At 71.3% G+C, this 20,119-nt stretch carries 15 protein-coding genes; 10 read left to right on the plus strand and 5 right to left on the minus strand.

Annotation, left to right across the window (positions count from 1 at the left end; genetic code table 11):
- Positions 1-244: 244 nt before the first annotated feature.
- Both ACWGKJ_RS30725 and ACWGKJ_RS30730 read right to left on the minus strand, forming a co-directional pair.
- Positions 245-727, minus strand: a complete 483-nt coding sequence (locus tag ACWGKJ_RS30725) for a PaaI family thioesterase (protein ID WP_385032903.1) — start codon at positions 725-727, stop codon at positions 245-247.
- Between the two features lie 95 nt (positions 728-822).
- Positions 823-3,102 carry an FdhF/YdeP family oxidoreductase gene (locus ACWGKJ_RS30730; RefSeq protein WP_385032900.1) on the minus strand — a complete coding sequence of 760 codons (2,280 nt, stop codon included), beginning with the start codon at positions 3,100-3,102 and terminating at the stop codon, positions 823-825.
- Positions 3,103-3,226: 124 nt separating this feature from the next.
- Here ACWGKJ_RS30730 and polA point away from each other — a divergent pair, with 124 nt between their 5' ends.
- From polA to ACWGKJ_RS30750, 4 genes are all read left to right on the plus strand, one after another.
- Positions 3,227-5,938 (plus strand): DNA polymerase I, encoded by a 2,712-nt coding sequence (gene polA / locus ACWGKJ_RS30735; RefSeq protein WP_385032897.1) that lies wholly within the window; start codon positions 3,227-3,229, stop codon positions 5,936-5,938.
- A gap of 264 nt (positions 5,939-6,202) precedes the next feature.
- On the plus strand, positions 6,203-7,450 hold the full coding sequence (locus tag ACWGKJ_RS30740; RefSeq protein WP_453315874.1) for a lytic transglycosylase domain-containing protein: 1,248 nt from the start codon (positions 6,203-6,205) through the stop codon (positions 7,448-7,450).
- Between the two features lie 343 nt (positions 7,451-7,793).
- On the plus strand, positions 7,794-7,934 hold the full coding sequence (locus ACWGKJ_RS30745; protein WP_385032894.1) for an SPW_0924 family protein: 141 nt from the start codon (positions 7,794-7,796) through the stop codon (positions 7,932-7,934).
- A gap of 34 nt (positions 7,935-7,968) precedes the next feature.
- The gene (locus ACWGKJ_RS30750; RefSeq protein ID WP_385032891.1) at positions 7,969-8,967 is read left to right on the plus strand and encodes a DUF3068 domain-containing protein; all 999 of its coding nucleotides are present in this window, start codon (positions 7,969-7,971) and stop codon (positions 8,965-8,967) included.
- A gap of 40 nt (positions 8,968-9,007) precedes the next feature.
- Here the strand turns inward: ACWGKJ_RS30750 and ACWGKJ_RS30755 are convergent, their stop codons facing one another.
- Together ACWGKJ_RS30755 and ACWGKJ_RS30760 are read right to left on the minus strand one after the other, a co-directional pair.
- Positions 9,008-11,659: an ATP-dependent RNA helicase gene (locus tag ACWGKJ_RS30755; RefSeq protein WP_385032888.1), complete on the minus strand. Its 2,652-nt coding sequence runs from the start codon at positions 11,657-11,659 to the stop codon at positions 9,008-9,010.
- A 4-nt stretch (positions 11,660-11,663) separates the two neighbouring features.
- Positions 11,664-12,503 (minus strand): class I SAM-dependent methyltransferase, encoded by an 840-nt coding sequence (locus ACWGKJ_RS30760; protein WP_385032885.1) that lies wholly within the window; start codon positions 12,501-12,503, stop codon positions 11,664-11,666.
- Between the two features lie 455 nt (positions 12,504-12,958).
- Between ACWGKJ_RS30760 and rpsA the strand changes: the two genes are divergently transcribed.
- The 5 genes from rpsA to ACWGKJ_RS30785 all read left to right on the plus strand — a co-directional run bounded on the left by rpsA (position 12,959) and on the right by ACWGKJ_RS30785 (position 17,422).
- The gene (gene rpsA, locus ACWGKJ_RS30765) at positions 12,959-14,473 is read left to right on the plus strand and encodes a 30S ribosomal protein S1 (RefSeq protein WP_164267217.1); all 1,515 of its coding nucleotides are present in this window, start codon (positions 12,959-12,961) and stop codon (positions 14,471-14,473) included.
- Positions 14,474-14,666: 193 nt separating this feature from the next.
- Positions 14,667-15,605, plus strand: coding sequence for a PAC2 family protein (locus ACWGKJ_RS30770; RefSeq protein ID WP_385032881.1), 939 nt, complete (start codon positions 14,667-14,669; stop codon positions 15,603-15,605).
- 45 nt (positions 15,606-15,650) lie between these two features.
- Positions 15,651-16,250, plus strand: coding sequence for a dephospho-CoA kinase (gene coaE / locus ACWGKJ_RS30775; protein WP_385032878.1), 600 nt, complete (start codon positions 15,651-15,653; stop codon positions 16,248-16,250).
- Between the two features lie 43 nt (positions 16,251-16,293).
- A complete protein-coding gene (locus tag ACWGKJ_RS30780) occupies positions 16,294-16,662 on the plus strand; it encodes a tetratricopeptide repeat protein (RefSeq protein WP_385032875.1) in 369 nt (122 codons plus the stop codon).
- Positions 16,663-16,720: 58 nt separating this feature from the next.
- Complete coding sequence (locus ACWGKJ_RS30785) at positions 16,721-17,422, plus strand: class I SAM-dependent methyltransferase (RefSeq protein ID WP_385032872.1); 702 nt, start codon at positions 16,721-16,723, stop codon at positions 17,420-17,422.
- Between the two features lie 174 nt (positions 17,423-17,596).
- Here the strand turns inward: ACWGKJ_RS30785 and ACWGKJ_RS30790 are convergent, their stop codons facing one another.
- Complete coding sequence (locus ACWGKJ_RS30790; RefSeq protein WP_385026484.1) at positions 17,597-17,932, minus strand: hypothetical protein; 336 nt, start codon at positions 17,930-17,932, stop codon at positions 17,597-17,599.
- A gap of 573 nt (positions 17,933-18,505) precedes the next feature.
- On the opposite strand from ACWGKJ_RS30790, the gene ACWGKJ_RS30795 reads away from it, so the two are divergent.
- The gene (locus ACWGKJ_RS30795) at positions 18,506-19,948 is read left to right on the plus strand and encodes a carboxylesterase/lipase family protein (protein ID WP_385026482.1); all 1,443 of its coding nucleotides are present in this window, start codon (positions 18,506-18,508) and stop codon (positions 19,946-19,948) included.
- Positions 19,949-20,119: the final 171 nt, after the last annotated feature.

Consider the following 20,119-nt stretch of genomic DNA (forward strand, 5'->3'; position numbering starts at 1 on the left):
GCCGCCGGACTGTCCGGCGGCGGCTTCGCGGAGAGGGTCACGGGCACGCTCATTCGTTGCGTCCGTATGACGCAGCGTTACGTGAAAGTGCAACGGCCACGTCGTGAGTGACGGATCAGGCCGCTGGGGGCCGACCGGGGCCGCCGGGGGCCGTCGGGGATCCGACAGCCGGGAGGTGCGGAGTCCGGCCGGCGCCGCTGGGGATCCGAGTGCCGGAGGTACGGGCGGGCGCCGGGCGTGCGGGTCAGCCGGCGGAGCCGCCGGAAGCTGCCCCTGGGGCGTCGCGCAGCAGACAGGTGAGCCGGGCCGTGCAGACCCGCCTGTCCTGCTCGTCGGTGATGACGATCTCGTATGTCGCGGTGGAGCGGCCGCGGTGGACCGGGGTGGCGACCCCGGTGACCAGCCCGCTGCGGGCGCCGCGGTGGTGGGTGCAGTTGAGGTCGACGCCGACGGCGAGCTTGGACGGACCGCCGTGCAGCATCGAGCCGACGGAGCCGAGGGTCTCGGCCAGGACGGCGGACGCGCCGCCGTGCAGCAGACCGTACGGCTGGGTGTTGCCCTCGACCGGCATGGTGCCGACCACGCGGTCGGCGGAGGCCTCGACGACCCGCACATCCATCCGCCGGCCGAGATCACCGGCGGAGAACAGCCCGGGGAGGTCCACACCGAGCGCCGCGTACGCGTCGATGACCTCTTGAGGGAACTTCACGGTGGTCTGCTCGCCCATGGTGGTCCGGCTCCGATCGTCGTGGCTGCTGCTGCGCCGGGTGCCCGGCGCGGACCCCGCTGGCGGGTCCGCCCCCCGGCGGCCTGAGCAAACGCTCAGGCCGTGCCGGATTCTTCCAGACGGACCACTACGGACTTGCTCACGGGGGTGTTGCTGACGTCGGCGGTCGCGTCCAGCGGGACCAGGACGTTCGTCTCCGGGTAGTACGCGGCGGCGCAGCCGCGTGCGGTCGGGTAGAGCACCACCCGGAAGCCGGGGGCGCGCCGCTCGACACCGTCCTTCCACTCGCTGACCAGATCGGTGTACGAGCCTTCGGCGAGGCCGAGTTCACGCGCGTCGTCCGGGTTGACCAGGACGACGCGGCGGCCGCCCTTGATGCCGCGGTACCGGTCGTCGAGGCCGTAGATCGTGGTGTTGTACTGGTCGTGCGAGCGCATGGTCTGCAGCAGCAGCCGGCCCGGGGGGAGCTCCGGGTACTCGACGGGGGCCGCGGTGAAGTTCGCCTTGCCGGTGGCGGTGGGGAAGCGGCGCTCGTCGCGCGGGGCGTGCGGGAGGGCGAAGCCGGCCGGGGCCGCGATACGGGTGTTGAAGTCCTCGAAGCCGGGGACGACGCGCGAGATCCGGTCCCGGATCGTGGCGTAGTCCCTCTCGAACTCCTCCCAGCCGATAGCGGATCCGGCGCCCAGGACCGCACGTGCCATCCGGGCGACGATGGCCGGCTCGGAGAGAAGGCGCGGGCCGGCCGGGGCGAGGTTGCCGCGGGAGGCGTGGACCATCCCCATGGAGTCCTCGACCGTCACGAACTGCTTTCCGCTCGCCTGGACGTCCTTGTCGGTGCGGCCCAGGGTGGGGAGGATCAGCGCGCGGGCACCGGTGACGGCGTGCGAGCGGTTCAGCTTGGTCGACACATGCACGGTGAGGGAGGCGCGGCGCATCGCCGCCTCGGTGACCTCGGTGTCGGGTGTCGCGCCGACGAAATTCCCGCCCATGGCGAAGAAGACCTTGGCCCGGCCGTCGCGCAGCGCCTCGATGGCGCGCACGACGTCGTAGCCGTGGTGGCGGGGCGAGGTGATGCCGAATTCCTTGTCCAGGGCGTCGAGGAACTCGGGGGCGGGCCGCTCGAAGATGCCCATGGTGCGGTCGCCCTGGACGTTGGAGTGCCCGCGCACGGGGCAGACGCCGGCGCCGGGGCGGCCGATGTTCCCGCGCAGCAGCAGCATGTTGACCACCTCACGGATGGTCGGCACCGAGTGCTTGTGCTGGGTGAGGCCCATGGCCCAGCAGACGATGGTCCGCTTCGACGCGAGGATCAGCGCGAGGGCCTGCTCGATGTCCGCGCGGGAGAGACCGGTGGCGGTGAGCGTCGCGTCCCACTCCGTGGCGCGCGCCGCGGCGGCGAACTCCTCGTACCCATGGGTGTGTTCGCGTACGAAGAGCTCGTCGGTCGCGCCATCCGTCTCGATGATCAGCTTGTTCAGGAGGCGGAAGAGCGCCTGGTCGCCGCCGATGCGGATCTGCAGGAAGAGATCGGTGAGGGCCGCACCCCTCAGCATGCCCTGCGGGGTCTGCGGGTTCTTGAACCGTTCGAGCCCCGCCTCGGGCAGCGGATTCACCGAGATGATCTTCGCGCCCGCGGCCTTGGCCTTCTCCAGGGCGGAGAGCATCCGCGGGTGGTTGGTACCCGGATTCTGCCCGGCCACGATGATCAGGTCCGCCTGGTGCATGTCGTCCAGGGAGACACTGCCCTTGCCGATCCCGATGGTCTCCGAGAGCGCCGAGCCGGACGACTCGTGGCACATGTTGGAGCAGTCGGGCAGGTTGTTGGTGCCGTAGGCGCGGGCGAAGAGCTGGAGCAGGAACGCCGCTTCGTTGCTGGTACGGCCCGAGGTGTAGAAGAGCGCTTCGTCGGGCGATTCCAGGGCGCGCAGCTCATCGGCGATGATCTCGAAGGCGCGCTCCCAGCTGACCGGCTCATAGCGCTCGCCGCCCTCGGGCAGAAGCATCGGCTCGGTGATCCTGCCCTGCTGTCCCAGCCAGTAGCCGCTGCGCGATGCGAGGTCGGCGACGGGGTGCGCGGCGAAGAAGGCGGGCGTGACCCGACGCAGTGTCGCCTCCTCGGCGACGGCCTTGGCGCCGTTCTCGCAGAACTCGGCGGTATGCCGCTTCTCGCCCTCCGGCCAGGCGCAGCCGGGGCAGTCGAAACCGTCCTTCTGATTGACCTTGAGCAGGGTCCTCGCGGTCCGCACCACGCCCATCTGCTGCTGCGCGATCTGCAGGGTGTGACGGATGGCGGGCAGGCCGGCGGCAGCGTGCTTCGGGGCCGCGACCTGCGGCGCGTCCTGGACCGGGTCACCTGCGGGCGGCTTGGCAGCCATGGCGCTCCCCTTCGAGCGGGCGGATCCTTCGTACGTATCCGATCCTGTCACGTGGCACCGACAGCGGCTGAGGCGAGGTGTCCGGAGGTCTGGATTGTCAGTGCTCCGTGGCAGGATCGGACCCGTGGCAAAGACAGCATCGAAGCAGACCGCAGACACCCGCCCCCGCCTGCTCCTCATGGACGGGCACTCCCTGGCGTACCGTGCGTTCTTCGCGCTGCCCGCGGAGAATTTCACGACCGCGAGCGGTCAGACGACGAACGCCGTCTACGGCTTCGCGTCGATGCTGGCGAACACGTTGCGTGATGAGGCACCCACCCACTTCGCCGTGGCGTTCGACGTCTCCCGCAAGACCTGGCGTGCGGACGAGTTCCCCGAGTACAAGGCGAACCGTTCGAAGACCCCCGACGAGTTCAAGGGCCAGGTCGAGCTGATCGGCGAGGTGCTGGACACGATGCGGGTGGACCGCTTCGCGATCGAGGGCTTCGAGGCGGACGACGTCATCGCGACCCTGGCGACCCAGGCCGAGGCCGCCGGTTTCGAGGTGCTGATCGTCACCGGTGACCGTGACTCCTTCCAGCTGATCAGCGACCACGTCACCGTGCTGTACCCGACCAAGGGCGTCTCCGAGCTGACCCGCTTCACACCGGAGAAGGTCGAGGAGAAGTACGGACTGACCCCGCAGCAGTATCCGGACTTCGCGGCGCTGCGCGGCGATCCGTCGGACAACCTTCCGGGCATCCCCGGCGTCGGCGAGAAGACCGCCGCGAAGTGGATCAACCAGTTCGGTTCGTTCGCCCAGCTCGTGGAGCGCGCCGACGAGGTCAAGGGCAAGGCCGGGCAGAATTTCCGCGACCACCTGGAGTCCGTGCGGCTCAACCGCCGGCTCACCGAGATGGTCCGCGACGTCGAGCTGCCGAAGGGCCCGGCGGACCTGGTGCGCGCCGCGTACGACCGGGAGGCGTTCGCGAACGTACTGGATGTACTGGAGATCCGGAACGCGAGCCTCCGTGAGCGGCTGCTTGCCGTCGACCCGGGTGCGGCGGACGAGGCCCCTGCAGCCCCGGCCGCCGGAGTGGAGCTGGACGGCTCGGTGCTGGCCTCCGGGGAGCTGGCCCCCTGGCTGGCCGAGCACGGCGGACAACCGCTGGGCGTGGCCACCGTCGAGAGCTGGGCGCTGGGCACCGGCAATGTCCGCGAGATCGCGCTGGCCGCGGCGGACGGGCCTGCCGCCTGGTTCGACACGACCCAGCTGGACGAGGCCGACGAGCAGGCCTTCGCCGCCTGGATCGCCGACCCGGAGCGCCCCAAGGTCCTGCACAACGCCAAGAACGCGATGCGGGTCTTCCCCGAGCACGGATGGAGCGTCGGCGGCGTCGCCATGGACACCGCGCTCGCCGCCTATCTGGTGAAGCCCGGCCGGCGCTCCTTCGCGCTGGAGCCGCTGGCCGTGGAGTATCTCGGCCGCGAGCTCGCCCCGGCGGCCTCCGCCGACGGCCAGCTCGCCTTCGGTACGGACGAGCAGGCCGAGGCCGAGTCGCTGATGACCCAGGCCCGCGCGGTGCTGGACCTCGGCGATGCGTTCGGCACACGGCTCGAAGAGGTGGGCGCCGCCGGGCTGCTGCACGATGTGGAGCTGCCCACATCGGCCCTGCTGGCCCGGATGGAGCGACACGGCATCGCCGCCGACCGCGCGCATCTGGAGGGGATGGAGCAGCAGTTCGCCGGAGCGGTGCAGCAGGCCGTGAAGGAGGCGCACGCGGCGGTCGGACACGAGTTCAACCTGGGCTCGCCCAAGCAGCTGCAGGAGGTCTTCTTCGCCGAGCTCGGACTGCCCAGGACGAAGAAGACCAAGACCGGGTACACGACGGACGCGGACGCACTGGCCTGGCTGGCGGCGCAGACCGAGCACGAGCTGCCGGTGATCATGCTGCGCCACCGGGAGCAGGCCAAGCTGCGGGTGACCGTCGAGGGCCTGATCAAGATGGTGGCCGCGGACGGCCGGATCCACACCACCTTCAACCAGACGGTGGCGGCGACCGGACGGCTGTCGTCCACCGACCCCAACCTGCAGAACATCCCGGTGCGTACGGACGAGGGCCGGGCAATCCGCCGCGGCTTCGTCGTCGGCGAGGGGTACGAATCCCTGATGACGGCCGACTACAGCCAGATCGAACTGCGGGTGATGGCGCATCTGTCGGAGGACGCCGGGCTGATCGAGGCGTTCACCTCCGGCGAGGACCTGCACACCACGGTCGCCTCCCAGGTGTTCGGGGTGGAGAAGACCGCTGTCGACCCGGAGATGCGGCGCAAGATCAAGGCGATGTCGTACGGACTGGCCTACGGGCTCTCGGCGTTCGGCCTCTCCCAGCAGCTGAACATCGAGGCCGGCGAGGCGCGCGGGCTGATGGACACCTTCTTCGAGCGGTTCGGCGGGGTGCGGGACTATCTGCAGCGCGTCGTCGAGGAAGCACGCGCCACCGGATACACCGAGACGATGCTGGGACGCCGCCGCTACCTGCCCGATCTCAACAGCGACAACCGGCAGCGCCGTGAGATGGCCGAGCGGATGGCGCTCAACGCCCCCATCCAGGGCACGGCGGCGGACATCGTCAAGGTCGCGATGCTGAAGGTCGACCGCGCGCTGACCGAGGCCGGGCTCTCCTCGCGGATGCTGCTCCAGGTGCACGACGAAATCGTGCTGGAGATCGCCGCGGGGGAGCGCAAGCAGGTGGAGGAGATCCTCCGCCGGGAGATGGCCGCCGCAGCCCAACTGCGCGCTCCCCTTGATGTGTCGGTGGGCGTCGGCGCGGACTGGGAGTCCGCCGCGCACTGACCCCGGGCCCGGGGCGGTCTCGCGACGACGCGGTGCCCCGGCGCGGTCTCGCGACGCGGTGCTCGGGGCGGGCCCGGTCCGGATTCCAGGAGAGTCCGGACGGGCTCCGCTCCGCCCGCCGCCGCAGAAAGACGCCGGACGGACCGTAACTGAAGAAACGGTGAAAACGGTCAGTGACCGGTGTCACGGGGACGGCAGTTGTCGTAATGTCGCCGGAGTCCCGCGCTGGGGAGCGCGATCAGTCGACGGGGAGGGACCACACCTATGGCACCGCACTTCAGCAGCCGGTTGCGCAAGGGGGCGACGGCGACCACGGTGGCCGCGCTGGCGGTGGCGGCGATGACCGCTTCACAGGCGCCTGACGCCATGGGCAGCCAGTCCCCGGAGAGCAGTCGGCAGGCCGCTGACGCGACGCCACCTTCCGGCACCCCGGTGAGCGGTGACTCCCCGTACTTCACCGACCTCCCGCCACTGAACACCCCCGCCAAGCCGGCACCTCCCGCCACCACTCCGACCGGAGCTGCCGCGGCGGGCATACCGGCCTCGGTGCTCGCCGCCTACCGGAAGGCGGAGCAGCGCGTGGCAGGAACCGACCCCGGCTGCCATCTGCCGTGGCAACTGCTCGCGGCGATCGGCAAGGTCGAGTCGGGCCAGGCACGCGGCGGGCGGGTCGACTCCGAAGGCACCACGCTCAGCCCGATCCTGGGACCGGTGCTCAACGGCGCGGGCTTCGCCGACATCTCCGACACGGACAACGGCGAGTACGACGGTGACGCGACGCACGACCGTGCGGTGGGCCCGATGCAGTTCATCCCCTCCACCTGGGCCACCTGGGGCCAGGACGGGAACGGCGACGGCAAGAAGGACCCCAACAACATCTTCGACGCGTCGCTCGCCACCGGCCGCTACCTCTGCGCCGACGGCCGGGACGTCGCCGTGCAGCACGATCTCGACCAGGCGATCCTGGGCTACAACCACTCGCAGGAGTATCTGAGTACGGTCCTGTCCTGGTTCGAGTTCTACAAGAAGGGCGTCCACGACGTCCCGGACGGCACGGGCGTACTGCCGACCGGTACCGGCCCCGACAACCAGGGAGCCGGAGGCGACAACAGCAGCGTTCCCGGTATGGGCGGCACTTCGTCCCACCCCGGGAAGACGCCGTCCCCGTTCCCGTCCAAGGTGTCCAGGCCCAGCCCCAGGCCGACGAAGTCCGGCACCGGGACCATCTCCGTCCCGAGCGCCAGCCCCAGCCCCGGCAAGAGCGGCAAGCCCTCGCCGAGCCCTTCGGGCAGCCCCAGCGGTTCGCCGTCGCCCACGCCGAGCGGATCCGGCTGCCCGACGCCCTCGCCCTCACCGTCGGACAGCGCGAGCCCTTCGCCTTCCCCCTCGGGCTCGGCCCGCCCCTCACCGTCGCCCACGCCCACCCCGTCCCCCTCAGGCAGCGCGAGCGGTTCGCCCTCTCCCTCGCCGTCCCCGAGCGGGAGCACCCCGACCCCCTGCGCGACCGGCTGACCCAGGGCGCTGAACTCCCAGTCCAGAACTCCAGTCCAGAACTCCAGTCCAGAACTCCAGTCCTGGACTTCCGGCCCCGAGCTCCTGCCCCCCGAACTCCCCTCTCTGAAGCCCGGTCCTGAAGCCCCGGTCCCGAAGCCGAGCCGCTGAGCCCGGCCGTACACCCGGAAGCGGTGTGCGGCCGGGCTCAGCCGTGTGCCGGTCCGCCCTGGGTGGCCAGGGCCGTCGCCGTCGTACCCGGCGCGGTCACGCAACAGGTCCGCGCAACGTGTTCTCATCTCGCCGCCCCGTTGCTACGGTGCCCCATCCCTGACGATGTATCAGATCACGTAGGAGGCCGTGCATGCGCGCCCTCGTCGCCGCCGCCATCGGGCTGGCCGTGGCCTTCGCCCTCGTCCTCACCATCACGGCGGTCGGCTCACCCACCGGCAGGACCTCGCCCAAACCGCTGCTCACCACCGTCCCAGGCCCCAAGAGCCAGTAAGCCAGTAGGCCCAAGATCCAGTAGGAGGACGGCCATGCGCCGTAAAGCCAGTCTGGTGCTGCTCGCCTTCGCGGTCTTCTGCGCCGCCATGTCCCCGCTGCTGCGCTGGTACGCCTTCCCCCGGCTGGCGAAGATCCCGGCCAACCAGTACCAGGAGGAAGTCCTCCAGGCGAAGCCCGCGACCCTCCTCGACTACGGCACCATGCAGGCCAAGAAGGTCCCCCAGGTCACCATCGTGCAGACCCTCCGGGGCAATGTGGCCGAGTCCAACCGCATCGAACAGAGCGCGGGACGCGACGTCGTCGTCTGGGACTCCCTGTCCTATGTCGCGGGACCGGACGGCAAGATGGTCTCCGAGATCCCCGAGCGCTACATCTTCGACGCGCACAGCCAGGCCCCGGTCCACGCGACCGGCGAGATGGTCGACGGCGTCCCGGTCAGCCGCGAGGGCATCGAGTTCAAGTGGCCCTTCCTCACCCAGAAGCGCGACTACGAGTACTTCGACGCGCAGACCCGCACCTCGTCCCCGATCCACTACAAGGGCACGGTCAAGTTCCACGGCCTGGACGTCTACTACTTCGAGCAGACCATCCCCTGGACCAAGGTGTCGCTGCCCAAGAAGATGCCGGTCAAGGGCATCACCCCGGAATCCGTCGCCAAGACCGGCACCACCCGCTGGTACTCCACCAAGCGGATGTTCTGGGTCGACCCCGTCACCGGAGCCCCGGTCAACGGTGAGGAGATCCACAAGGAGGAGCTGCGCGGCGGCACCCTGCTGGGGGGCCGGGCCAAGGTCACCGCCTTCGCCGGCGATGTGAAGATGCGCCCCGACTACGTCAACTACACGGTCGGCCTGGTCAAATCGAACCGGCTGCTCGTGCTGCTGCTCACCTCGTATCTGCCCTGGGGCTTCCTGGGCCTCGGTATCTGCCTGCTCGCCCTCGCACTCTGGCTGGAGGCGCGCAGCCGCAGGCCGGGAGAGCCGGACCGCCCGGACGCCCGGCTGCCCGACCCGGAGCCGGTCATCGCCTGAAACCGGCAGGAGATCCGGCGGGCTCCGGCAACCAGAACTCCTACCCCCGGTTCTGGCGTGCCTTCGTGTACCGGGTCGGCGCGGCGTCCGAAGGGTCCTCCGGCCACGGGTGGCGGGGGTAGCGTCCGCGCAGCTCCGCCCGCACCGACCGGTACCCCTCCCGCCAGAACGACGCCAGATCGGCCGTCACGGCGGCGGGGCGCCCGGCCGGGGAGAGCAGATGCACCAGGACCGGCACACCCGCCACCCTCGGGGTCTCGGTGAGGCCGAACATCTCCTGGAGCTTCACCGCGAGCACCGGCTGCGCCCCGCCGTAGTCCAGCCGGACCCGGGACCCGCTCGGCACCTCGTACCGCTCGGGCGCCAGCTCGTCCAGCCGCGCCGCCTCACCGGTCGCCCAGGGCAGCAGCCTGCCCAGCGCCTGTCCGGCCTCGATCCGCGCCAGATCGCTGCGCCGCCGGGCCCTGGACAGCTCGGGCTCCAGCCACTCCCCGGCACGTGCCATCAACGCCTCGTCCGACACATCCGGCCAGCCGCCGCCCACCTCCCGGTGCAGAAAGGCCAGCCGCTGCCGCAACTCCCGTGCGTGCGGGGTCCAGCGCAGCAGCCCGGTCCCCTCCCGCCCCAGCCCGTCGAGCAGGGCCTCCCGTACGAGAGCGGGCGGCGGGCTCTTCAGTGCCCGTACCGTCAGCTCGACCGCGCCCAGCCGCTCCACCCGCCGGGCCACTACCTCGCCGTCCGCCCAGTGGACCTCGTCGGCGGTACCGAGCAGATGTCCCGCCGCCAGCCGCGCGGTGTCCTCGTCGATGACGGCGGCCAGCCGTACCCGTGCCGATGCGGCGGTCGCCGGACGGTCCGCCACCGCGACCGCGATCCACGGCGCACCGCGCAGCCGGGACCCGGCCGCCGTCTCCGCCCCGGTCCCCGACACCATCAGGAACGCTCCCTCGCCCCTGGCCCGTGCCACCCGCTCGGGGAAGGCGAGAGCGGCCACCAGCCCCGCCACGGCGTCATCGCTGACCGGAACGGTGCCCCGACCGCTGTCCCGACCGCTCTTGTGCCCGCCTCCATGCCCGCCACCGTGTCCGCCTCCGTCGGCGCTGCCGACGCCGCCGCCCCGCGCACCCCGTTCACCGCCTCCGCCCCGCGCACCCGGTTCCGCCCGTACGCCGTCCACCCCCGAGGCGAGCCTGCGGACCTCCTGGCGCCAGCGGGCCGCATAGCCGTCGCCGCCCGTGCGTGCGGCCCGCCAGGCGGCGGCGAGATCGTCCCCGTACTCCCTGGGCGGCTCCTCGCTGAGCAGCGCCACCACCTCCGCCGCCCGGCGTGCGCCGACCTCGTGCGCGCCGTCGAGGAGCGCCCGCGCGAGCCGGGGGTGCAGCCCGAGCCGTGCCATCCGTACGCCCCGGCCGGTGGCCCGGCCGTCCCCGTCCACCGCGCCGACCGCCGCCAGCACCTCGCGCGCCGCGCCCATCGCTCCGGCGGGCGGTGGGTCGAGCAGGGCGAGACCCCCGGCCGACGGATCGCCCCAGCAGGCCGCCTGGAGGGCGAAGGCGGCCAGATCCGCGACCTTGATCTCGGGGGAGGGGAAGCGGGTGAGCCGGATGTCCTCGGCCTCCGTCCAGCAGCGGTAGACGGTGCCGGGCGCCTCCCGGCCGGCCCGTCCCGCGCGCTGACGCGACGCGGCCTGCGAGACCCGTACGGTCGTGAGCGCGCTCAGCCCGCGCGCATGGTCGGTGCGCGGCTCGCGCGCCAGACCGGCGTCCACCACCACCCGCACCCCCGGCACCGTCAGGGACGACTCGGCCACCGAGGTCGCGAGCACCACCCGGCGGCCGGACGAACCGGCGAGCACCGCGTCCTGCACGGCGGCCGGCGCACGCCCGTGCACCTGGAGCACCTCGACGTCCCGGTCCGGCAGCCGGCCCGCCAACTGCCCCGCCACCCTGGTGATCTCACCGACGCCCGGCAGGAAACAGAGCACATCGCCGGTCCGCTCGGCCAGCGCTCGCCCGATGACCGAGGCGACATGCGTGAGCAGCGCGGGGTCGACGCGCATCCCGTGCGGCGGCCGCACCGGCCGGGCGGGCGGCGCCCACACCGTCTCCACCGGATGGGAGACACCGTGCGCCACCACCACCGGGGCGTCCCCGAGCAGCCGCGCCCACCCCTCGGCGTCGGTCGTCGCCGAAGCCGCCACCAGACGCAGCTCCGGGCGGAGTGCGGCCCGTACATCGAGGAGGAAGGCGGCGACGGTGTCCGCGTCGAGGTGGCGCTCATGGCACTCGTCGAGCATCACCACATCCACCCCGGCCAGCTCCTGGTCACGTTGGAGGCGCTGGAGCAGCACCCCGGTGGTGACGACCTCCACCACCGTGCCGGGTCCCACCGCCCGCTCACCGCGCACCGTGAAGCCGACCCGCTCGCCGGTCCGCTCACCGAGCAGCCACGCCATCCGCCGGGCGGCGGCCCGCGCGGCGATCCGGCGCGGCTCGGCGACGATCACTTTCCGCACCGGACCGCCCCCGGCCGCCCCGCCGACGAGCCCGGCCAGCACCAGCGGGACCAGCGTGGTCTTGCCGGTGCCGGGCGGCGCGCAGAGCACGGCGGCGCCGCGCGCGTCGAGCGCCCGCTCAAGCGCGGGCACGGCGGTACGGACGGGAAGCACGTCGAGCGCGCCGGTACGGATCACCCCGTCAGTCTCGTACGTCGTCCCGCACGCAGACGAAAATCGCCGAGCCGGGGATCAGCCTCCCCCGCAACGGGGACCAGCCGCCCCACTCCGATGTGTTCCACTCGGGCCACTGCGGCTCGACCAGACCGGTCAGCCGGAACCCGCCCGCCAGCACGTCCTGGACCCGGTCGCCGAGGGTGCGGTGGTGCTCGACGTAGACCGCGTTGCCCCGCTCGTCCTGTTCGACGTACGGGGTGCGGTCGAAGTAGGAGGACGTGGCGGTGAGGCCCTCGGGGCCCGGCTCGTCGGGGAACGCCCAGCGGATGGGGTGCGTGACCGAGAAGACCCACCGGCCGCCGGGCCGCAGCACCCGGTGCACCTCCCGGAACACCTTCACCGGGTCGGCGACGAACGGCACGGCGCCGTACGCGGAACAGGCCAGGTCGAAGGAGCCGTCGCGGAACGGCAGCACCGAGGCGTCCGCCGCCACCAGCGGGACCGAGGCCGCACCCGGCCTGTTCTCGCCGATCCGCAGCGCGTGCTGGAGCTGGCGGTGGGAGACGTCCAGGGCCACCGGGCGGGCGCCCTGGGCGGCCAGCCAGCGCGAGCACTGGGCGGCTCCGGCGCCGATCTCCAGTACGTCCAGCCCCTTCAGCTCCTCAGCGGGCCCGAGCAGCTCCGCCTCCACCTCGTCGAGGCCCTCGGGCCCCCAGACGAAACGGTCGTCGCCCAGGAAGGAGCCGTGCTCGGTCTGGTACTCGTCCGCATTGCGGTCCCACCAGCCCCGGTTGGCCCGGCTGCTCTCGGTGTCCCCGGCGTCACGGCGTGTCGCCTCGGGCTCGTACTCGTACTCTTCGCTCATCGTGCCAGTCTGTATCGTCGGTACCGGCAGGCGGTCATCGGCGGTGGTGATCGGCGGTGGTGATCCGCTGGGCGGTGGCGGTCGGCGGCGCAGGCCCGGTGGCACCGGAGAACGCGGCGCCGGACCGGGCGGAGCCGATGTGGCCTCGTGCGACTGAAGTTGTGCCGGGATTGGTGCGATCCGCCCCGGGTGTGCGCCTTCGCGCATTGACCGTGTCCGGCTGCCCCCGTATGCTACAAGTTGCGCTGCGAGCCTGCGCTCCTCAGACCTAGCAGGCTGCGCTTGCATCTGTTGCATGTCCCCTCGGTTATCGAGGCGCCACCGATGTGTTCGGCAACGAGCACGGAATACCCGGATCGGCGCTTCCTGGGCTGTCCGGCGTCTGCAGAGGCGATACGGGCTCCCGGCGTAGCAGTACCTACGACTTCAATGTCCGTACCGGAGCCCTTTCCCACATGACGAGCAGCACCGAGACCACCGCCACCACGCCGCAGGTTGCGGTCAACGACATCGGCGACGCGGACGCGTTCCTCGCGGCCATCGACGAGACGATCAAGTACTTCAACGATGGCGACATCGTTGACGGCGTCATCGTCAAGGTTGACCGGGACGAGGTCCTCCTCGACATCGGTTACAAGACCGAAGGCGTCATCCCGAGCCGCGAGCTCTCGATCAAGCACGACGTCGACCCCAACGAGGTCGTCAAGGTCGGCGACGAGATCGAGGCCCTGGTTCTCCAGAAGGAGGACAAGGAAGGCCGCCTGATCCTCTCGAAGAAGCGCGCTCAGTACGAGCGTGCCTGGGGCACCATCGAGAAGATCAAGGAAGAAGACGGGATCGTCACCGGCACCGTCATCGAGGTCGTCAAGGGTGGTCTCATCCTCGACATCGGCCTCCGTGGCTTCCTGCCGGCCTCCCTGGTCGAGATGCGTCGTGTCCGCGACCTCCAGCCCTACGTGGGCAAGGAGCTCGAGGCCAAGATCATCGAGCTGGACAAGAACCGCAACAACGTGGTCCTGTCCCGCCGTGCCTGGCTTGAGCAGACCCAGTCCGAGGTGCGCCAGACGTTCCTCACGACCCTGCAGAAGGGTCAGGTCCGCTCCGGCGTCGTCTCCTCGATCGTCAACTTCGGTGCCTTCGTGGACCTGGGTGGCGTCGACGGTCTCGTGCACGTCTCCGAGCTCTCCTGGAAGCACATCGACCACCCCTCCGAGGTTGTCGAGGTCGGCCAGGAGGTCACCGTCGAGGTTCTCGACGTGGACATGGACCGCGAGCGCGTCTCCCTGTCGCTCAAGGCCACGCAGGAAGACCCGTGGCAGCAGTTCGCCCGTACGCACCAGATCGGTCAGGTCGTCCCGGGCAAGGTCACGAAGCTCGTTCCGTTCGGTGCGTTCGTGCGCGTCGACGAGGGCATCGAGGGCCTGGTCCACATCTCCGAGCTGGCCGAGCGCCACGTGGAGATCCCGGAGCAGGTCGTCCAGGTCAACGACGAGATCTTCGTCAAGGTCATCGACATCGACCTTGAGCGCCGCCGCATCAGCCTCTCGCTGAAGCAGGCCAACGAGTCCTTCGGTTCGGACCCGGCCTCGGTCGAGTTCGACCCGACGCTGTACGGCATGGCCGCGTCGTACGACGACCAGGGGAACTACATCTACCCCGAGGGCTTCGACCCCGAGACCAACGACTGGCTCGAGGGCTTCGACACCCAGCGCGAGGCCTGGGAGGGCCAGTACGCCGAGGCGCAGGCGCGCTTCGAGCAGCACCAGGCCCAGGTCATCAAGAGCCGCGAGGCCGACGAGGCCGCTGCTGCCGAGGGTGCTGCCGCTCCGGCCGCTGCCAGCGGTGGCAACGCCGGTGCGGGTGCCTCGGGCGGTTCGTACTCCTCGGAGTCGGACGACAACTCCGGCGCCCTGGCGTCGGACGAGGCCCTGGCGGCCCTGCGCGAGAAGCTGGCCGGTGGCCAGAGCTGACGCTCAGGTCCCAGCTGGTGAGTAGCTGAGGTCGAGGCCCGTTCCCTCCGGGGGGCGGGCCTCACTCATGTCCGGGCCCGGACACACGGGTGGTCCCCACGGGCGGGGCTGTCGCCTGTGAAGACGTGACGGCGGGGAATGCGCGGCCGGTACGGGACGTTCTCCCCGGTGAACACGAGGAGGAGCGGTAATCGTGCTTGATCCGCAAGATTTGTACGCATGGGAGCCGAAGGGCCTGGCAGTCGTCGATGTGGCGCTGGGCCAGGAGTCGGCCGGACTTGTCATGCTCTACCACTTCGACGGGTACATCGACGCGGGTGAGACCGGTGACCAGATCGTCGAGGGGCTGCTGGACACGCTGCCCCACCAGCCGGTCGCCCGTTTCGACCACGACCGGCTCGTGGACTACCGCGCGCGCCGCCCCCTGCTGACCTTCAAGCGCGACCAGTGGGCCGACTACGAGACCCCGGCGCTCGAAGTGCGCCTGGTCCAGGACGCCACGGGCGCACCCTTCCTGCTGCTCTCGGGCCCCGAGCCCGACGTCGAGTGGGAGCGGTTCGCGGCCGCGGTCGAGCAGATCGTCGACCGTCTCGGCGTGCGTCTCTCGGTGAACTTCCACGGAATCCCGATGGGCGTCCCGCACACCCGCCCGGTGGGCATCACCCCGCACGGCAACCGCACGGACCTGATGCCCGGACACAAGTCGCCGTTCGACGAGGCGCAGGTGCCCGGCAGCGCGGAGGCGCTGGTGGAGTACCGGCTCGCGCAGTCGGGGCACGATGTGCTCGGGGTCGCCGCCCATGTTCCGCACTACGTCGCACGCTCCTCGTACCCGGACGCGGCACTGACCGCCCTGGAGGCCGTCACCGCGGCGACCGGACTCGTACTGCCGAGCGTCGCGCACGCCCTGCGCACCGAGGCGCAGCGCACGCAGGACGAGATCGAGCGCCAGATCGGCGAGGGCGACGAGGAACTGACCGCTCTGGTCCAGGGACTTGAGCACCAGTACGACGCGCTGGCCGGATCGGAGACCCGGGGCAACCTGGTCGCCGAGGCGGTCGAACTGCCGTCTGCGGACGAGATCGGCCGCGAATTCGAACGGTTTCTCGCGGAGCGCGAAGGTGACGTCTGACGCCCCGGCAGCAGGTCCGATTGGGCAGGGCCTAGGCTCCTGGCCATGCTGAAAGTGGGATTGACCGGTGGAATCGGTGCCGGCAAGAGCGAAGTGTCCCGGCTGCTTGTCAGTTACGGAGCGGTCCTGATCGATGCCGACCGGATCGCCCGCGAGGTGGTCGAGCCGGGAACTCCGGGTCTCGCAGCTGTGGTCGAGGCGTTCGGCACGTCCGTTCTCGCCTCGGACGGCACTCTGGACCGGCCGGCCCTGGGAACGATCGTCTTCGCCGACCCGGAACGTCTGGCGACGCTGAACTCGATCGTCCACCCGCTCGTCGGAGCCCGCTCCGCAGAGCTGGAGGGCCTGGCGCAGGCGGACTCGGTCGTCATCCACGACGTACCGCTGCTGACCGAGAACGGGCTCGCCCCCCTCTACGACCTGGTGGTCGTGGTGGACGCGTCACCGCAGACGCAGCTCGACCGGCTGGTGGGGCTGCGCGGAATGCAGGAGTCCGAGGCCCGCGCCCGGATGGCCGCCCAGGCCACCAGGGAGCAGCGCCGCGAGATCGCCGACCTGGTGATCGACAACGACGGACCGCTGGACGGACTGGAGCCACAGGTGCGCTCGGTCTGGGAGCAGCTGACAGCGCGGGCCGGGGACTGACGTCCCGCAGAGCCCGGACGACAACGGAGAAAGGCCGGTAACGATGTCCCACAGCACCCCCGAGACCCATGTCATCGACTACCGCGCGGCCGAACAGCTGCTGGATGCCCGCGACCCGCGTGGCGCGGTGAAGCTGCTGGACGAGGTCATCGCCGCCCACCCGGAGAACACCGCGGCGCGTCTGCTGCGTGCCCGGTCGTTCTTCGCCGCCGCGCAACTCCGCCCGGCCGAGCTGGAATTCCAGCTGGTCCTGGAGCGGGAACCGGACAACGCCTTCGCGCACTTCGCCCTGGCCCGTACCTTCGAACGGGCCGGCCGCCCCGAACAGGCCAGGCGACACTTCAGGCTGGCGGCGGCGCTCGATCCGCAGCCGGAGTATCTGCGGGCCGCGCGGTTCGACTCCGAGGAGTGAGAAGGGAGTTCGGGGCCATGGCGGGAACGACGGCCGGGGCACGTTCGTTCTGTCAGGCATGAGCATCCGGATGCGTGAGGGGTACGAAGGTACGGGACCGGGGGCGAGAACACCCGATGGGTGTTCCGTCGAGCTGTACAAACGGCTGCCGGTCGGGGACGAGCCGGATGTCGTCGCGGCGGCGGTTCCGGCCGGAGCGAGCATTCTCGAACTGGGCAGCGGGGCGGGCCGGGTGACCCGGCCGCTGGCCGAACGGGGCTTCACGGTCACCGCGGTGGACGAGTCGCCCGGAATGCTGGAACAGATCGAGGGCATAGACAGCGTCCGCACGGTCTGCAGCCCTATCGAGGAGCTGGACACCGGCGAGACCTACGACGTGGTGATGCTGGCGTCCTTCCTGGTGCACGCGGGGGACCCGGCGGTCCGCCAGGGGCTGCTGCGCACCTGTCGCAGGCATGTGAAGGACGACGGGTGCGTGCTGGTGCAGCGCGAAGGGCTGGACTGGCACGCGGACGTACCGAGGGAGCGGCGCAACAGCGCGGGCGGACTGGTCCGGATCAAGTCCGCGACCCCGGTGGGCGACGGCGTGGACGCGATGCTCTGCGAGTACGTCTATCCCGACGCGGTGTGGACGCAGACCTTCCTGTCGCGCCCGCTGAGCCAAGCGGAGTTCGAGCGGCACCTGGGGGATGCGGGGCTCGTCGTGGACAGCTGTCTGACGGACGACGGCACCTGGTTCCGGGCGCTGCCCGCAGGGTGAACAGCCGATGCCCGGCGCGGGCGGCCGTCCGTGGACATGCCGCCCGCGCCGGGCGCCGCTCGCGGTTGTCACGTGCGGTTGTCGCGTGAGGTGGTGGCTGCGACCGTGGCGAGCACGGGAGTGGCCGCCGCGGTCACAGCCGCCACCGCAGCACCCGCCGTGGCCGTCACCGCCTCAGTGGACCAGCTTGTAGCTCTGCCAGGCCCGGAGCGGTGGTGTCACCGTGTTCGTCAGCGTGGTCGCGTTGTACATCGACGGCTTCCCGGTGCATCCGGCGCCGGGATACAGCCACATGTCGATCAGCGTCTTGTTGGCGACGGACGCGGCCCCTCCGCGCGGCAGCGGGTGGCAGCCGGTCACGGACGGATTCGAGACGGTGACGACCTTCGAATCCGGTGTGGTGTACGAGATCGTGCCGACCGCCGAGCGGCTGAGACCGGAACAGCCGGCTACGGCGAACGGCAGGAGCACTGCGCCGGCGATGAGGCCGAGGCGCCGGTGATCGGACATGCGCGGTCCCGTCTGTACGGAGAGTCACTGGTGGGAGCAACCCTGCCCGCTGCCGGACCCCGCGGCATCCGGTGCTGGGCCGAGCGGGGGACCGGGCCCAGTCCCCCGCTCGGCGGTCGCGGTGGTCTCGGCCGGTCGGCCCGGATACTCCAGGCGGCCGATTCCGAGCGGGCAGCGTCGAGATGCGCGGGCCCGCGCTCGGTCCGGAGGCCCGTATGACCCGCCGGAAGCCGGAAGCCGGAAGCCGGAAGCCGGAAGCCGGAAGCCGGAAGCCGGAAGCCGGAGCGGACCAGCCCGCCCGCCGTGTCCGGCGGTAACGAACCAGCCATGAAGGCGAGCCGCTGTGCCGCTTCGACCGCGGCCGCATGTGCGTAGCCGGGCGGGGGGAAGAGTGTGGGGATCGTGGTGTGCCCGGCACCTTCTGCTTTCCGGCCGGGCCCGAGCAGGGGCTTTCCCGGGCGGCCCCGTGGAACGCGCGGTGCCGAACACGCGGTGCCGAACGTGCGCTGTCAAGTGTGCCGTTGGGGGCCAGAACCGAAGAGTGGAGACGCGAACCAGATGGAACCGGTGTGCATGACACGTCAGGGCGCCGTACGCGGCCGGATGGACGACGCGGGGGTGGCATCCTTCCTCGGGATCCCCTACGCGGCACCGCCGTTCGGCCCGCGCCGGTTCCGCGCGCCGGCGCCGCCCGCGCCGTGGCAGGGCGTACGCGAGGCGGACGAACATGGTCCGACCGCGCCCAGAGCGCCGTACACGCCCCCCTTCGACGCCCTCATCCCGGAGGAGCTCGGCAGGGACGGCGAGAACTGTCTCAACCTCGCTGTCTGGACGCCGGAGCCGGGTCCCAACGGTGGGCTCCCGGTCATGGTCTGGCTGCACGGTGGGGCGTTCCAGAACGGCTCGGGGTCGGCGTCCGCCTATGACGGAGGGGCGTTCGCGCGCGACGGCGTGGTCTGTGTGACGGTCAACTACCGGCTCGGTACGGACGGCTTCCTGAGCCTGGAGGGCGCGCCCGACAACCGCGGACTGCTGGACCAGATCGCGGCCCTGGAATGGGTGCACGAGAACATCGCCTCCTTCGGCGGCGACCCCGGCCGGGTCACGCTCTTCGGGGAGTCGGCCGGTGCGATGAGTATCGGCCTGCTGCTCGGAATGGAGCCGGCCCGGGGCCTGTTCCGGCGGGCCGTCCTGCAGAGCGGGGGCGCACACCACTTCCTGCGCCCCCGCTCCGCCCGGCTGATCGCCGCGCGTCTCGCGGAGCGGCTCGGGGTCGCTCCGACCGCCGGGGCATTCGCCGCACTGCCGCTCGCGACGCTGCTCGGCGCGCAGTCGGAGCTGCGCGCCGAGCTCGGACGCCGCCCCGATCCTGAGCTGTGGGGGGAGGCCGCGCTCAACGCGATGCCCTTCGAGCCGGTCGCACCCGGGCTCGCCCTGCCAGGCCCGGACTGCGGTGTCCAGCTGCTCGTCGGCAGCAACCGGGAGGAGAACCGTCTCTTCATGGTCCCGACCGAACGGATGGACACGATCACCGATGAGCGGCTGCGACTGGGTGCGGCGGCGTACGGACTCGACGCGGACCGGGCCCTGGCCGTCTACCGCGCGGGCCGTCCGGGCGCCGCCCCGGGTGAGCTGCTGGACGCGCTGGGGACCGACTGGTTCTACCGGATTCCCGCGCTCCGCCTGGCTGAGGCCGTGCCGGGTTCGTATGTGTACGAGTTCGGCTGGCGCTCACCGCAGTTCGGCGGGCGGCTCGGCGCCTGCCACGCCGTCGAACTGGGCTTCGTCTTCGACCGGCTGCATGATCCGGCCTATCTCCCGATGCTCGGGAGCCACCCGCCGCAGGCCCTGGCGGACACGGTGCACGGCGCCTGGGTGGCCTTCGCGGAGACCGGCGACCCGGGGTGGCCGGCGTACGGGCCGGAGGACCGCACCACGATGGTCTTCGCCGACGAGTCAGGCCCGGTCGACGATCCGCGTCCCGGAGAGCGGGCCCTGTGGGACGGGGTGCGCTGAGCCGGTCCGCGGTCCCGCGGACCCTGCGGTCCCACGGCCCTCAGCCCAGTCCCGCCCGGTGCCGGGAGCTCTTCCGGGGGGCTGGTAGCACCCCGGCCCGGTCGCCGCAGCACGCGGCCGGACCGGGCTGTCGGACCCCCGACCTACACTCGCAGAGAGGTGGGGACCAGG

This window comes from Streptomyces sp. NPDC054757, assembly GCF_053612185.1.

Bases quoted from the DNA above. Each gene is read 5' to 3' on its own strand.
- ACWGKJ_RS30750 (WP_385032891.1), top strand. From the start codon at position 7,969: ATGCGCCGTAAAGCCAGTCTGGTGCTGCTCGCCTTCGCGGTCTTCTGC.
- ACWGKJ_RS30780 (WP_385032875.1), top strand. From the start codon at position 16,294: ATGTCCCACAGCACCCCCGAGACCCATGTCATCGACTACCGCGCGGCC.
- ACWGKJ_RS30790 (WP_385026484.1), bottom strand. From the start codon at position 17,932: ATGTCCGATCACCGGCGCCTCGGCCTCATCGCCGGCGCAGTGCTCCTG.
- ACWGKJ_RS30760 (WP_385032885.1), bottom strand. From the start codon at position 12,503: ATGAGCGAAGAGTACGAGTACGAGCCCGAGGCGACACGCCGTGACGCC.
- ACWGKJ_RS30745 (WP_385032894.1), top strand. From the start codon at position 7,794: ATGCGCGCCCTCGTCGCCGCCGCCATCGGGCTGGCCGTGGCCTTCGCC.
- ACWGKJ_RS30730 (WP_385032900.1), bottom strand. From the start codon at position 3,102: ATGGCTGCCAAGCCGCCCGCAGGTGACCCGGTCCAGGACGCGCCGCAG.
- ACWGKJ_RS30725 (WP_385032903.1), bottom strand. From the start codon at position 727: ATGGGCGAGCAGACCACCGTGAAGTTCCCTCAAGAGGTCATCGACGCG.
- ACWGKJ_RS30785 (WP_385032872.1), top strand. From the start codon at position 16,721: ATGAGCATCCGGATGCGTGAGGGGTACGAAGGTACGGGACCGGGGGCG.
- ACWGKJ_RS30795 (WP_385026482.1), top strand. From the start codon at position 18,506: ATGACACGTCAGGGCGCCGTACGCGGCCGGATGGACGACGCGGGGGTG.
- rpsA (WP_164267217.1), top strand. From the start codon at position 12,959: ATGACGAGCAGCACCGAGACCACCGCCACCACGCCGCAGGTTGCGGTC.
- coaE (WP_385032878.1), top strand. From the start codon at position 15,651: ATGCTGAAAGTGGGATTGACCGGTGGAATCGGTGCCGGCAAGAGCGAA.
- ACWGKJ_RS30740 (WP_453315874.1), top strand. From the start codon at position 6,203: ATGGCACCGCACTTCAGCAGCCGGTTGCGCAAGGGGGCGACGGCGACC.